At 43.8% G+C, this 15,430-nt stretch carries 12 protein-coding genes and 1 tRNA gene; 6 read left to right on the forward strand and 7 right to left on the reverse strand.

Going from position 1 to position 15,430, the window contains the following annotated elements:
- Positions 1-21: 21 nt before the first annotated feature.
- From KHZ77_RS07780 to KHZ77_RS07805, 6 genes are all read right to left on the reverse strand, one after another.
- The gene (locus KHZ77_RS07780; RefSeq protein ID WP_295197545.1) at positions 22-1,542 is read right to left on the reverse strand and encodes a UxaA family hydrolase; all 1,521 of its coding nucleotides are present in this window, start codon (positions 1,540-1,542) and stop codon (positions 22-24) included.
- A gap of 122 nt (positions 1,543-1,664) precedes the next feature.
- Positions 1,665-3,059, reverse strand: coding sequence for an MFS transporter (locus KHZ77_RS07785; RefSeq protein WP_295197548.1), 1,395 nt, complete (start codon positions 3,057-3,059; stop codon positions 1,665-1,667).
- A 774-nt stretch (positions 3,060-3,833) separates the two neighbouring features.
- A complete protein-coding gene (locus tag KHZ77_RS07790) occupies positions 3,834-5,375 on the reverse strand; it encodes a VWA-like domain-containing protein (protein WP_295197551.1) in 1,542 nt (513 codons plus the stop codon).
- Complete coding sequence (locus KHZ77_RS07795; protein ID WP_295197554.1) at positions 5,375-6,496, reverse strand: AAA family ATPase; 1,122 nt, start codon at positions 6,494-6,496, stop codon at positions 5,375-5,377. The genes KHZ77_RS07790 and KHZ77_RS07795 overlap by 1 nt, the downstream gene beginning before the upstream one ends.
- 100 nt (positions 6,497-6,596) lie before the next feature.
- The gene (locus KHZ77_RS07800) at positions 6,597-7,403 is read right to left on the reverse strand and encodes a DUF4116 domain-containing protein (RefSeq protein WP_295197557.1); all 807 of its coding nucleotides are present in this window, start codon (positions 7,401-7,403) and stop codon (positions 6,597-6,599) included.
- A 401-nt stretch (positions 7,404-7,804) separates the two neighbouring features.
- Positions 7,805-8,416, reverse strand: a complete 612-nt coding sequence (locus KHZ77_RS07805) for a superoxide dismutase (protein ID WP_295197560.1) — start codon at positions 8,414-8,416, stop codon at positions 7,805-7,807.
- A 381-nt stretch (positions 8,417-8,797) separates the two neighbouring features.
- Here KHZ77_RS07805 and pflB point away from each other — a divergent pair, with 381 nt between their 5' ends.
- The 3 genes from pflB (at position 8,798) to pflA (ending at position 12,368) form a co-directional block, all read left to right on the forward strand.
- On the forward strand, positions 8,798-10,942 hold the full coding sequence (gene pflB / locus KHZ77_RS07810; RefSeq protein WP_295197563.1) for a formate C-acetyltransferase: 2,145 nt from the start codon (positions 8,798-8,800) through the stop codon (positions 10,940-10,942).
- 1 nt (position 10,943) lies between these two features.
- The gene (gene grcA3, locus KHZ77_RS07815; RefSeq protein WP_295197566.1) at positions 10,944-11,183 is read left to right on the forward strand and encodes an autonomous glycyl radical cofactor GrcA3; all 240 of its coding nucleotides are present in this window, start codon (positions 10,944-10,946) and stop codon (positions 11,181-11,183) included.
- A gap of 417 nt (positions 11,184-11,600) precedes the next feature.
- On the forward strand, positions 11,601-12,368 hold the full coding sequence (gene pflA / locus KHZ77_RS07820) for a pyruvate formate-lyase-activating protein (RefSeq protein ID WP_295197568.1): 768 nt from the start codon (positions 11,601-11,603) through the stop codon (positions 12,366-12,368).
- A 143-nt stretch (positions 12,369-12,511) separates the two neighbouring features.
- On the opposite strand, the gene KHZ77_RS07825 is transcribed toward pflA, so the two are convergent.
- Entirely contained in the window at positions 12,512-13,216 is a 705-nt protein-coding gene (locus KHZ77_RS07825; RefSeq protein WP_295197570.1) for an RraA family protein, read from the reverse strand.
- 337 nt (positions 13,217-13,553) lie between these two features.
- Between KHZ77_RS07825 and tadA the strand changes: the two genes are divergently transcribed.
- The 3 genes from tadA (at position 13,554) to KHZ77_RS07840 (ending at position 14,908) form a co-directional block, all read left to right on the forward strand.
- Complete coding sequence (gene tadA, locus KHZ77_RS07830) at positions 13,554-14,015, forward strand: tRNA adenosine(34) deaminase TadA (RefSeq protein WP_366664940.1); 462 nt, start codon at positions 13,554-13,556, stop codon at positions 14,013-14,015.
- Positions 14,016-14,104 (forward strand) — tRNA-Ser (locus KHZ77_RS07835).
- 186 nt (positions 14,105-14,290) lie between these two features.
- Positions 14,291-14,908, forward strand: coding sequence for an NUDIX hydrolase (locus KHZ77_RS07840; RefSeq protein WP_295197572.1), 618 nt, complete (start codon positions 14,291-14,293; stop codon positions 14,906-14,908).
- Positions 14,909-15,430 lie beyond the last annotated feature (522 nt).

Genomic DNA, 15,430 nt, shown 5'->3' on the forward strand with positions numbered 1-15,430 from the left:
TATTTCAAATTAACCTGCCAATCAGGTTATAGGAGCCGGATTGAATACGGACAATGCATTGTAAATGCCATAAGTATCCGATTTCGTCTTCACTTCGCCGCTGGCGATTTTAATGATGAATTCGAAAATAGCTTCGCCCATAGTTTCGATAGTTTCTTCACCGGTTAATACACGGCCGCAGTCCACATCGATAATGTCATGCCATTTAGCGGACAATACAGGGTTTGTACTTACTTTCAATACAGGAATGTATGGCAAGTTGTAAGTTGTACCACGTCCGGAGGAGAAAAGTTGTACCGTAATGCCGGAAGCCAACTGTTCAGTACCGCAAACAAAGTCGCTCGCAGGAGTAGCTGCGAATGTTAAGCCCGGTTTGCGAATTTTTTCGCCTACGGAAATAACGTCCACGATTTCAGAAGTACCGGATTTAGCAACGGAACCCATAGATTTTTCTACAATAGTAGATAAACCGCCGGCTTTGTTACCTAAGGACGTGTTAGCGGAACGGTCAACCTGGCCTTGTGCCAAGTAATCATCGTACCAAGCCACTTCTTCATCAAGTTTTTTCACTACATCTTCGTTCAACATACGGTCTTTCATAATGTGAACCGCATCACGAACTTCGGACATTTCAGAGAAAATAACTTTTGCGCCGTGTAATACGAGAAGGTCACTGGCATAACCCATAGAAGGGTTAGCAGTTAAACCGGAGAACGCATCACTGCCGCCGCACTGCATGCCTACAACCAATTCGCTTACAGGGATTGGTTCTCTCTTACGTTTGTTTAATTGACCAAGTACTACTTCGGCCTGTTTCATGATTGTGTCAACCATAGCAGCGAAACCGTGGCAGTCTTGCAACATAATTACATTGTCGCGAGGATAATCAGGGAATGCGCGTTCAGGGTTGAACTTTTCACAACCTAAGCCGATAACCATACGGCCTTCGATCATATTAGGATTTTCGCTGATGTGGCGAATTGTACGTTGAGGAATATCGGAACCTTTACCGTCGATAGCAACGCCGCAACCATAAATATGGTTAACTGCCACTACATCATCCACATTAGGGAACTTAGGTAATAATTCACGACGAATTTTGTCTACTGCGTAGTTAACAACACCTTCAACACATTGTACGGTAGTATTCAGTGTTAATAAATTGCGTGTACCGGCAGAACCGTCGGAATTGCGATAGCCCATGAAATAACGGGTTTCAGGTTTTTCGCGATCGGCGAAACGGTAGTCCAACTTCTTGTGAGCTACAGTAGTGTTCATTTCATCACTTGGTTTAATGTAAATGTTCTTTTCATTAACCCATGTGCCGGCCGGTAAATCTTCTTTAGCATAACCGATTGCTACGCCGTAACGGATAACCGGTGCATCTTTTGGAATTAATGTTAAGGCTACTTTGTGACCGAAAGGAACTTCGGACTGAGTCGTAACATTTACTTCTTCCACTACATGGCCTTTTGGCAAGCCTGTTTCAACAACGGCAATGGCCACGTTGTCATTAGGATTAACTTTAATTACTTCTCTCATAGGAATCCTCCTAAACTTTTAAAAACAAATGGCAGCTGTCAAACAGCTACACGCTGTTTAATAGCTGCCATTATTTTATATACGATTCAACAATATGCTACTTAATATGAGTATATCATATATTATTTAGCTTCAGCCTCAAGAGGTTTGATTTCGAAACGATGGATATCGCCAACCACAACAAGGTAACTTGCAAGAGCTACGAATGCGTGGATACCAACGAAGAGCAATGCCATGTCGAAAGAACCGGTAGTGTTTACGATGTAGCCGATAACGATTGGAGTAACGATACTGGAAAGGTTACCGCACATGTTCATAACGCCGCCGCTCAAACCAACGATTTGTTTTGGAGCGATATCGGAGTTAACAGCCCAACCAAGAGCACCGAAAGCTTTACCGAAGAATGCAAGAGCCATCAAAGCTACTACAACCATGTCGTTGTCTGTGTAGTTACAGATAATCATGGACATAGCCAATAACATACCTACTACGATTGGCACTTTACGTGCTACGGATAAGGAATAACCGCGATGTAAGAGGAAGTCGGAGAACAAGCCGCCGAGGATACCGCCTAAGAAACCGCAGATTGCAGGTAAGGATGCAACGAAACCTGCTTTTAAGATTGTCATACCACGAGCCTGTACCAAGTATACAGGGAACCAGGTAATGAAGAAGAATGTTAAAGCGTTGATACAATATTGTGCTACATACACACCAACACACATACGGTTGGAGAATAATTGTTTGATATATCCAAGTTTTGGACCGGAGTTTTCTTCTTTTTTCTTGCCGCTGTCGATACTTACTAAACCGCCGCCGGCTTTGATGTATTCAAGTTCTTCCGCATTAACATGTGGATGTTCTGCAGGATCATGAATGTAATGTCTCCAAACAACTACGAACAAGAGACCGATAGCACCCATAACGGTGAATACATGATGCCAACCGAAAGTATGAACTATCCAGCCCATCATTGGTACGAAGATTACAGATGCGAAGTACTGTGCTGCGTTGAAGATAGCCGATGCAGTACCACGTTCCTGAGATGGGAACCAAGCTGCAACGATACGGCTGTTACCAGGGAAGGAAGGAGCTTCCGCAACCCCTAATAAGAAACGCATTGCGAACAATGTAGCCATTGCTACGAAACCGTGTAAGAATACTACTGCGCCTTGTAGCATGGTAAATAATGACCAGAAGAATAAGCTATAGGCATATACACGTTTTGTACCGTAGCGATCAAGTAACCAGCCGCCAGGTAATTGGCAGATTACGTAAGCCCAGCCCCAAGCGGAGAATACATAACCTAAGTCAACATTACTAAATCCTAATTCTGCTGCAATTGCTGTACCTGCAATTGAAATTGTCGCGCGGTCAGCATAGTTGATTGCTGTGATGATAAACAACAGCCATACGATCGCCCAACGAACCCATGTTTTACGTTTTACGTTGCACGCCACATCCATGAAGCCGCAGCCCTGAGTGGTGTTCCCTTTGTTCTGTCCTTGAGTGTCCATTTTCATAGCCTCCATACTAATACTTATTATATCTCCGTGTACAGCATCGTAAGCCTTTGTACTGCGGGTCAACTCTGTATCTAAGGCTTTCTCTCTATCACTGTACTTGTTAACTGTCCTAATTATATACTGTGAGCATGCGTTAGATATATAGTATCTATAACATATAAACATATGTATTTCGGAGCAGTTTTAGGTATGGTATGTGTATATCGAAACTTATATATTACTCAAATGCATATTACAAAGTTTTTACATTCCTTTTATAACCAAAAAAGATATTCCTCTATAAAAATCAATTTGATCCACTTTGCCTACACAGGTTTCAATGTAGTCTATAAGACAAATCAAATCCATCTTCACAACAGAATATCTTTTGATGAACTTTATCGTATTTAGTTATTGTCATTCCCCGCTAAAAAGAAGTCTCTCCGATTGTCTATTATATATACTATTATAATACCTTCCCCTACAACGATAGTATCTCCACCTGACTGTAACCTTGCAGTTAAGAGCTTAATTCTACATACGTAATAAAACTATATTTTCAAAAAAAGCCCCTTTTCTATGCTAGCCGGACTTATGCGGTCCCTATACCAAAGAGCCTTACCATTGATCCGCTTTGCGTTCTCCATACCAAAAGAAGGCTGTGCAGAGACAATTTTGTCGCTACACAGCCTTCTATTACACCCTTACATCTAATATATATCTATATTACTTATTTTCTTTGTATCTATTACATTTCTGTAAACAATCTTACAATCTCTTTACAAACTACCAGGTCTTCTCCTGGTTGGCCATAGAGAAACCTTCCTGGTTATTCATAGAGTATCCGTCCACGCGTTCGTCGTCCACCATAACGTCTTCTTCCTCTTCGATGAAGCCCACCTGTTTTACCAGGCCCCACGGATTTTCAACGGACAGCTGTGCTTCAGCGCCCACGAGAACCCAAAGGATTTTATAGTGTTTTGGAATCGGATCCAGCTTCTTCTCCCCTTTGCCGTCCGTAAAGTAGACGAGCAAATCGGCCTGCTCCGTGTTGGCGAAGTCGATGACCGGCGAAAAGAGCGTACTGCCGCGAGCCTGTACACGCGGTTTTACGTCTTTTAACTTTTTCACCGTATAGGTACGGCGAATGACGCTGTCACACTCTACAACGGTAATTTCAAAGTCATAGTTTCTCGTAATTTCCAGCACTTCCAGCATCGCCTGTCGGAACGCACTGTCGGAGATACTGCCGCTGCAGTCCAAGGCGACTACAATGTTGGCCCGGCGGCGGCGCAATTCCCCACGCAACTCCAAACGCTCCGGCTGTCGGCGACTGCGACGCGTCGTAGTCTTGCGATAGCCTGCACTGATAGAGCCGATTAAACGCTTCAAATAAATCGACCAGGACATGGTGGTCTGATGCTTTTTAAAATCACTTAATAGCCCTGTCAAATACCCGGCTATATCCCCTTTTTCAGAGCTTTCCACCATCTTGTTCGTCAACTGCTGTTGTGAATCACCGTCCACATTGTCCGATTCGGACCAAATGTCATGACTGCGGGCGGCGTTAAACGTTTCCGCCACGATGGAGCTCATAGCTTCATCACTCGTTGTATCTCCCAGCTCCGTAGCTCCTTCTGTTTCGCGGGCCACATCGATGTGGGCCTGAATTTCGTCCACATAGTATTCCAATGGTTTGAACGCTACTACGCGAGTGCCGAAATGCTTATTCAACCAGTTTACATCGATCGCATCCGGCGGCAATGGACTGATATAGTTATTTACCACTATATCCATGGCCAAGTTAATGGCCAATGGAGAGTACCGTTTATACAAGCGTTTCGCGCGGACCAAGTGCAAGGAAATGACATGGAGAATCTCATGCTTAATGGAGCTCATCATCTGCTCCGCCGTCATATCCAAGAAGATAATAGGATTAAAATACATTACATAACCGCTACCTTTGAAGTTGATCCCTGTAGCACTGGTCATGGAGAATCGCAGTTCCTGCCCTACTTGCAGGAAGAAATAACCGTAAAAGGAATCTTCTTCCAACAAAAGCAGGTTCAGCTGGGACACAAGCTTGAAAAAGCGTTTTTCATAGTCCCCGTCAACCACGAATTCCGCCGTACCGGCCTTCAGGTCGCGATTACCCGCAGCTAAAGCGGCCGCTTCAGTAATGGCGTAACCTAAAGAGTTCGTGTACGCATTATCCTTGATTTCCTGCTCACGCTGCTTCGCATCCCGTTCAATTTTCCAAGCCGCTACCAGTTTTTTCGTCAGGTCCAACAACTCCAAGCGGGTAGCTTCAATCTTGTTTTCCTTCATTATAGACTCCGCTGTAAATCAAAAAATGCATTTACAAAGTTATCATTTTCAATGGCCTGCTCATAGAAACGTGGGAAGTTATTACGCACGTCCTTCATAACGGCCATCTGCAAATCTTCCGGATAGTTTGCCATGAATTCCATGAAGCGTGTTACCACGCTTTGAGCGGCCTTAGTATCTACGAAAAGCTGGTTGGCACGCAGTTCAATAACGCGCATCAAGTTTTTCGCCGTTAAATATAGACGAGTGTGGCTTTCCTTGCCCAAGCGTTCTTTTACAGAATCACTGAGCACATCGCCCTTAAATACATCGTCGAAGCTGATGAGCGGTGCATGATCCGCCTCTACAAAGCTGATAAATTCGCGGGCAATGACTTTGCCCACATTACCGCGAATAACGTTGAAGAATACGTCTTTACCCACTGCTTCCGGATTGCGTTTATACATAGCATATAAAGCGGACACACGTTCATAACTACGTGGTGTGGCGTAAATATCATCGTCATTCATCTTATGTAAATATTCCGGATAGGTACTGATGAATTCCATAACCATCGGTTCCAAATGCGCTTCCGCCGCCCAGTCGAGCCACTGCATGTAGTCCGGTTCCATGTGGAGCCACACGAAACGGTTCTGCTGTGCCACGTCCATCTCAACCGTCTGATAGTCATAGCTGTTAGTCGGGTTCATGGCCGCTACAATATGTACCTTGGAGCCCAACACGAAGCCGTTGATTTCACGGTTCAAAATGAGGTTCATTAATTCCTGCTGCACTGCATGTTCACAGCGGTTAATTTCGTCGATGAACAGTACAACCTGATGACCGGCCGCCATTTTATCTGCAATCTGCTTTAATTTATAGTGGATTGCGTAGACAGTCACCTTTTCAGTCACTGTGGAGCCGTCTTCCAAACGGCGCGTGAAGCTGTCCACCGTTGGCAAACCGCCGATTTCCCCTTCTTTCAACAAGTTACCATCAATCGTAACCAAAGACCAGCCGTTCTTCACAGCCAAACGGTGAGCCAAGGACGTTTTACCAATCCCTGTTTCACCAACCAACAAAGGTACCTGGCCGGCCTCTAATACTAATTCCACACTTTTCATTGTTTCTACAAAGTTCATTATCTTTTTCCTATCTAGTAATTAATACAGTCTTATTTTAATATCCTTAAAATGTAATTATAATCCAAGATACAGTTATACGTTAACGCTCAATCTTATACTAAAACTTCAACAGTTCGTCCACGGTAATACGTCGTGCCTTCTGACTGCCGAATTTATCGATAATACCCACCACATCGACTTCAAAGCCCTTGTTGTGTTTGCCGATGTACGTACAGTTCACCAAGTCACGCACATACTGTTCACTAATATCTTCACGGCTTACAATTTCCTTCAACCGTTCTTCCAAATAAATATTGGGGATCATGTAATCCGGCGGCAAGTATTTTGTAATCAAGCTGCTGATGCCAAGGAAATGCAAAGCCTGATCCACCGTAACATCACTCAAGAGGCGTACGGCCTGCGGATCCAGCGTTACTGCCAAATCAATAGCGGCAGGTGTCGGATTTTTAATATAGCTGAGGGCCTGATAGTTCTGAGCCACTGCGGCCAACTGCACTTCTTCCGACGGATTCGATAAAAACTTAATGGCGTCGTAATTGGACTTTACCGCCATAAGCTGAAACTCTTCCGATGGATTTTTAACATATTGAATGGCCCAGCCGGACTGCTCCAAGGCAATGCGAATGAGCGATTCGTCAGGATTATCAATGAGGGATAAATTATTCCAAGCTTTTGAAACGACCATCTCCAAAATTTCGTGGGACGGATTGTTCAAATACTGAATAGCGCGTGGCGCATTGGTCAGCGCAATATCCACCATCTCCGGTGTCGGATCCTTAATAAATTGTAAAACCATGCCGTTTTTGCGCAAGGCGGTTAACTTCATTTCTTCCGTAGGATTGTCAATTTGAGCCAGTCCATAAGGGTTAATACTTAATATGCGTAACTGCTTTTCCTGATCCATATATAATCCTCTACTCTAACACATTACTTATTATATAAAACTAATAGAGCCTTACTCATCGTACGCAACTTATAGCACGTTACTTATAATACTTTATTTCCATTATAAAATTATAACCTTTTATAGATTCTGTTATAACTTCAATTGCACTCTATTATATCGAATAAATTCATTTACATGTATATGATACCATTTATCAGTTCATTTGTCCGCACCAATCTGAGTTTATTCGCTGAATTGCTGTATCTTCTCCGTATGTTATATATAACTCTTCCTCATACGAATACATGCACAAAAGGAGATACCCCGTTGCCGGGAATATCTCCTCATGTACTAAGTGTATTGTGTTTTTATGTCATACGGCCAATTAGATTGACCGTATTTCAACGTCGTTAAACGGCTTATTTTACAGCGCCGTTGTAGTGTGCATTTACCTGGTCCCAGTTAACTAAGTTCCAGAATGCTGCGATGTAGTCAGGACGAGCGTTCTTGTATTTCAAGTAGTACGCATGTTCCCACACATCAAGACCGAGAACCGGAGTTTTGCCGTCGCTTAACGGAGAATCCTGGTTAGCGGTAGATAAAATTTCAAGTTTGCCGCCATTTACAACAAGCCATGCCCAGCCGGAACCGAAACGACCTGTAGCAGCTTTACCGAATTCAGCTTTGAAGTTGTCAAAGCTGCCGAAAGCTTCATCAATAGCCGCTGCGATTGCGCCGGTAGGTGCTCCGCCTGCGTTAGGAGCTAAAATATTCCAGAAGAATGTATGGTTTGCATGACCGCCGCCATTGTTGCGTACGGCTGTGCGAATATCTTCCGGCACGGCGTTCAAGTCCGTGATTAAAGTTTCCACATCTTTATCACCCAATTCAGGATGTTTTTCGATCGCTGCGTTTAAATTCACAACGTAAGTATTGTGGTGTTTATCATGATGAAAATGCATTGTTTCTGCATCGATATGCGGTTCTAAAGCGTCATAAGCATAAGGTAATTCCGGTAATGTGTAAGCCATAATGTGCCTCCTTCTCCCTTTCGGGACCTGTAATTAAAAATTTATGCTCAAATATTGTAACTATTTACTTAAATGTAATGTTTTACGTTTATCATCTATATTGAATAATTTCAATATTTATTGTGCTTTAATGATAACAAATTTCATTTGTTATGTCTACTACTTTTTTAGGCTCCGTTTTAAATTTTACAAACAATACTCAACAAACCTTCTTTATACCTACTTCTACTCCATTCCGACATTTTTATCTTTACAGTCATTTTACTTTTAGCATATCATCAATAGAAAATAAGTATCATTACGCGTATTGTAATATGCAAGGTTTCAGTATACACTTAGGGTACATTCTATATTTTTATTATCCTTAGTGGAGGTGCCAATATGCAAAACAATGCATGGAACGGCTTCATTACAGGTGTATGGGATAAAGCCATCGATGTACGCGACTTTATCCAAAGAAACTATAACCCCTATGTTGGGGACGACTCATTCTTGGCAGGTCCTACAGAGCGCACATTAAAGCTCTGGGACGAAGTATTACGTTTATATAACGAAGAAAAAGAAAAAGGCGGCATTTTAGATGCAGATACGCATGTAGCCACCTCTGTTTCTTCCCATGGCCCGGGCTATATCATGAAAGACTTGGAACAAATCGTCGGTCTTCAGACAGATAAACCTTTAAAACGCGCCATGTTCCCTTACGGCGGTCTTCGTACGGCTAAAATGGCCTTAAAAGAATACGGCTATGAAATGGACGAACAGCTGGAAGATTTCTTCAAGAAACATCGCAAAACCCACAATGACGGTGTATTCGATGTATATACGCCGGAAATGCGTGCAGCCCGCTCGGCGCACATCATTACCGGTTTGCCTGACGCTTACAGCCGCGGGCGCATCATCGGCGACTATCGCCGCGTAGCTCTCTACGGTGTGGACCGCTTAATTGAAGAAAAAGAACAGGAATTCAACATCACCATGGGTGATATGACCGCTACCATCATTCGCGACCGCGAAGAATTACGCGATCAGATCCGTTCTTTAAAAGAGTTAAAAGAAATGGCTCTTTCCTACGGCTTCGACATTAGTCGTCCGGCGGAAGATACTAAAGAAGCCATTCAGTGGCTCTACTTCGGTTACCTGGGCGCCATTAAAGAACAGAACGGTGCCGCCATGTCTATCGGCCGCAACACCGTATTCCTTGATATTTACGCAGAACGTGACTTGAAAAACGGACGTTACACTGAATCTGAAATTCAGGAAATGGTTGACCATTTCATCATGAAACTTCGCATGGTTCGCTTCGCCCGCATCGTGGAATACAACAATCTGTTCACCGGCGATCCTGTATGGACCACCGAATCTATCGGTGGTATGGGCTCTGACGGTCGTCCATTAGTTTCTAAAATGGCATTCCGTTACCTCCACACGTTGACCAATCTTGGTCCGGCTCCGGAACCAAACCTTACCGTACTTTGGTCTCCACGTTTACCGGAAGGCTTCAAACGCTTCTGCGCCAAACTTTCCATCGAAACGTCCTCCATCCAGTACGAAAACGACGAATTGATGCGTCCAAACAGCGGCGACGACTACGCGATTGCGTGCTGCGTATCTCCAATGCGTATTGGTAAAGAAATGCAGTTCTTCGGTGCCCGTTGTAACTTGGCTAAATGTCTTCTCTACGCTATCAACGGCGGCGTTGACGAAAAGCTGAAAAAACAGGTTGGTCCTAAATATCGTCCGATTACGTCCGAAATTCTTGACTTCGACGAAGTTATGGAACATTTCGACGATATGATGGAATGGTTGGCCGGCGTATATGTAAACGCTCTCAACATCATCCATTATATGCACGACAAATATGCTTATGAAAAATTGGAAATGGCCCTTCACGACCGCAAAGTAAAACGCTGGTTCGCTACCGGTATTGCGGGCTTATCCGTTGTGGCCGACTCCTTATCCGCTATTAAATATGCGAAAGTTAAACCGATTCGCGACGAAAACGGTATTGCAGTTGATTTTGAAATTGAAGGGGACTTCCCTAAATACGGTAACGACGATGATCGCGTTGACGATTTGGCCGCTACTGTTGTATCCGCCTTCATGAACAAGATCCGCAAACACCCAACGTACCGCGAGAGTATCCCTACCATGTCCTTGTTGACCATTACGTCTAACGTAGTATATGGCAACGCTACCGGTTCTACACCGGACGGCCGTAAACAGGGCACTCCATTCGCACCGGGCGCTAATCCGATGCATGGCCGCGACACTCACGGTGCCGTTTCTTCCATGGCTTCCGTAGCGAAAATGCCTTGGCGCGACTGCAGCGACGGTATTTCCAACACCTTCTCCATCATTCCTGATGCATTAGGTAAAAACGGGGAAACTATGATTCGCATGAGCGATTTGGATTTAGATTTAAACAGTATCTTAGACAGTAATATGCCGACCGATTTGCCGGTTAACAATGAAAACCTTGCATGCTGTGAACCTAATGTACCTGTTTCCGAAAAGGAGGATAACTAACATGAGCAACCAACAACAAGTCGACAATTTAGTTCAATTATTGGACGGTTATTCTGAAAAAGGCGGCCATCATTTAAACGTAAATGTATTCGACCGCGAAATGCTTTTGGATGCACAAAAACATCCTGAAAAATATCCGCAACTTACAGTTCGTGTATCCGGTTATGCTGTACATTTCAGCAAATTAACTAAACAACAACAGGACGAAGTTATTTCCCGTACCTTCCACGAACAAATGTAATAGACTTACTAACCGGTGCAATTACAATTGGTCTCTTTACCTTATGTAATTGTAACAGGTAGTTAGCCGCTTACGATTATGTAGGCATATATAGCCTCATACCATTTAACGGTAGTACCTTGCCGATGTTCACAAATCCCTCGCACATTGGCAAGTTGTTGGCGGGCCGGCTATGAGCCGCACTGACTTGGGCACTTCATATATCATGTGTGCACCAACTGCTTTACCCCATGGTTCGCTCCTGCGGATTGTGACTTCGGTAAATCGTGTGGCTTTACTGTACATAACACTTGTACACATAATCTATGTTGAACTTGAGCTATGAGGTCCATAGCTGCGCTTGTTAACGATACAACAACAGGCTCCTCATACTAGGAGCCTGTTGTCTTTTTATATATTTTTGAAAAGGAGGCCTTTATGATCGGCCGTATTCATTCACTGGAAACGATGGGTACCGTAGACGGCCCCGGCGTGCGCATGGTGTTATTTTTGCAGGGCTGTCCTCTCCGTTGTGCCTATTGTCACAACCCCGACACTTGGGACGGGCAGCAAGGGAAAAATATTACTATACAGGAAGTGTGGGACCATTACGAGCGCAATTTGAGCTTTTATAAAAATGGCGGCCTTACCGTAACGGGCGGCGAAGCCCTAATGCAGTTGCCCTTTATTATTGAGCTTTTCCGCTTCTTCCGTGAACGGGGCGTTCACACTTGCCTTGATACGAGCGGCATTTGCTTTACAGAAGATCAATTGGACGAGTATAAAGAACTTATGGCCGTTACGAGCCTCGTCATTTTAGACATTAAAGAAATCGACGAAGCGGATCATATAGCCCTCACCGGTCAAAGCAACAAGCAGATTTTTAAATTTGCCCGCTTTATCGATGAAATGGGCGTGCCTATCTGGATTCGCCACGTAGTCGTCCCTACCATAACCGACAATCCGGACAAATGGTATCGTCTGGGCTTTTTCCTCGGTTCTTTAAAACATTTGGAAAATATCGACTGCCTCCCCTACCATGTGATGGGCGTGTCAAAATATAAGGAAATGGGCCTTACCTATCGCCTGGAGGGCATCCCGGCGGCACCGAAATCCTTAGCCGCCGCAGCAACCAAAGTCGTGCTTGAAGGGCTGAAAGCCTATCGTCGCGGCTGGTGGAGTCCGATGAAGCGACAAACTGCTTAATAGGGCTATATAAAATATAAATGTATTAACAATACGCTATAAGCCAAAAGAAACAACGATTTCATAGGAATCGTTGTTTCTTTTATATATACATCTATTCTAAATTGTCTTTTTACGCACTTTCTCAGACTTCTTCACCAAGATTATCCGCGATTGTACGAACCATCGATAATTTCAGTGTCCTGCGCTTTAATAGCATCTTCCACCCACTGGCGGTCAACGGTTCCGGTCAGTGCGGCATGAACATTTTCTGCATCAACGGCCTGTTTCTTCTTAGCCCCTTCCAATACTTCGTCCGCATCTTGGTGTGGGATGACAATCACGCCGTCGCGGTCCATGACGATAATATCGCCCGGATCTACGGCAATACCGCCACAGGCAATCGGCGTATTAATTTCACCGGTACCATCTTTATATGGACCTGCCGGATTCGTGCCGGTCGCATAAATCGGTAAATTCATCTGTTTCGCCGCTTCACTGTCACGAATCGGTCCATCCAGCACAATGCCGGCCACTTTCTTGAAAATAGCGTAGCAGAACATGATTTCCCCCATAAGGGAACGGTAATCATCGCCGCCATCATTCGCAATAACAATCACATCGCCTTCCCCGGCCATGTTCAACGCTTTGTGAATCATAAGATTATCGCCGCTGCGGGCTTTCACCGTTAACGCACGGCCCACCGTAATCGGCTGTGTCGGTGCTGATTTTAATTCAATACGAGGATGCAGCGCACTGAGACGCCCCATAGAATCTGCAATATTGGCTGTCGGAATCTGCTTAAACTCTTCTAACAACGCATCACTTACCATTGGTCTTTTCAAAAACACACGATTTCCTACTGACATGGAATTCCTCCTTTACGCTAATTACTATTTTTACTTTTATATAAAGCCTGATGCGGCGATTACATGCTTTTTGTATTATAACGACACTATTACATGCTGTTTGTATTCTATTGATACTATTACATACGTTTGGCATTATAACGATAATCTTCTATATATAGTATAAACGATTTAACTTATTGCAACAAATAGGCCTTCGTAAAATTCCATGGTATAATAAACGTTGCACGGAAATAACATATACTACAAATAATAACTACTAAGCAAAACATAAGTTAAATAATAACTACTGGACAAAATATTAATTGAAAGTAATTAACAGGAAGCAGGTGACACAATGACTGATAAGGAATTTATGGCGGAAGCGCTGAAAGAGGCCCGCAAGGCATATGACATGGGAGAAATCCCAATCGGCGCCGTGCTCGTACACGACGGCCAAATCATTTCCCGTCATCACAATCGCCGTGAATGTGACCATGATGCGACCGCTCATGCAGAGGTTCTCGTCATTCGCGAAGCCTGTCAGCTCCTTGAGCGTTGGCGGTTGACCGGTTGCACGCTTTATGTTACTATAGAGCCATGTCCGATGTGCGCCGGTGCCATTATTAACAGCCGGATTGACCGTGTTGTCTATGGCAGCAGCGACTATAAAGGCGGTGCCGTCGAGTCTTTGTTTAATGTTCTTACTCATCCGGGACTCAATCACGAACCGGAGATTTTAAGTGGCGTTCTCGCTGACGAATGCTCACAGATTATGAAAGACTTTTTCAAAGAACGACGTAAAAACAGCAAAAAATAAGGAGAAGTACCCAAGAGGCTGAAGGGACCGCACTCGAAATGCGGCAGACCGGAAACGGTGCGAGGGTTCAAATCCCTCCTTCTCCGCCAAGTAATCCAAAATAGCCCTCAACCATTGTGGTTGGGGGCTTTCTTATATGTATATATACTTTTATGTAGACAAGTTATTATATACTACCTGCCCTACTTACTGCGGAAAAGATTTTCCCCATGTGATATAATGACCTCAAATAGGGATATTGTCAGTGGTTATTTTTTATATGCGGGGTACTACAAATGAACGATAAATGGCTTGATTTTGCAATTCGCATTCAAAGTATAGCGCAAGCGGGGCTTGAGTACGGCAAAGATAAGTATGACTTGCAACGTTATCAGGAATTACGCGACATTGCCGCTGAAATGGTGGCATTGAAAACAGATATTCCGGTCAACAAGGTTTACGACATCTTTTGTAATGAAGTGGGCTACCAAACGCCAAAGGTTGATACGCGTGGCGTTGTTTTCGTAAATGGCAAGGTTCTTCTCGTTCGCGAAACATCCGGGAAATGGACCCTCCCCGGCGGTTGGTGTGATGTGGATCAGACCATCGCCACCAATACGGAAAAGGAAGTCAAAGAGGAAGCGGGCCTCGATGTAAAAGCTGAACGACTCGTTGCCGTGCAGGATTGGCGCCAACATAATGTGACCAACTTGATCTATGGCGTCCTTAAAGCCTTCGTTATCTGCAAATTCGAAAGCGGGCATTTTGAAGAAAATATCGAAACTACGGAAATCGCTTTTTTCAGCAGAAACGAACTGCCGGAAAACTTAGCCGTTGAAAAATGTACGCGCGAGCAAATCTTGATGTGCTTTGATGCGTATGAAAATCCTGAACGACCTACAATGTTTGATTAATGTCTTTAACAGTCCATATCATGCTAAGGTACCTCACGAATCTAGGTGCTAACTCAAAACAAAATACAACACCTTTCAAAGTTCATCTTTCGCCGATGACTCTGAAAGGTGTTTTTTATTCCTCAATCAATTGCTCCACCTTGCTGCGAATATAAATAGTAGGCTATTTCGACCTTCGAATTTTCGAGTTTTCTCTTCATTTTTGCATATTAAAAGGAACTAATAGCCCTAAAACGTCAGTGATAGCAAGCGTTTCATTATTTATCACTTTATGTTCATCTTATGGTGAATATATCGTGAACAATCATGAGGAAACTTCACTCACCTTTCAGAGTTTACACACATGAGGTTCATTTTTCCCCAGTAAGCTATACATATAGCAAAACGATGCAGCATTACAGGTGCTGTTCACATAGGAACACTATATTACCAACATATGGTGACTGGGACAGCAACAACTTTGCGCGCAAAGGCAAATAAAAGGATTCTATCCGGTGAACCGGAGCATCAATACTAAGGCCA

This window comes from Veillonella sp. (genome assembly GCF_018364065.1).
Taxonomy (GTDB): Bacteria; Bacillota; Negativicutes; order Veillonellales; family Veillonellaceae; genus Veillonella_A.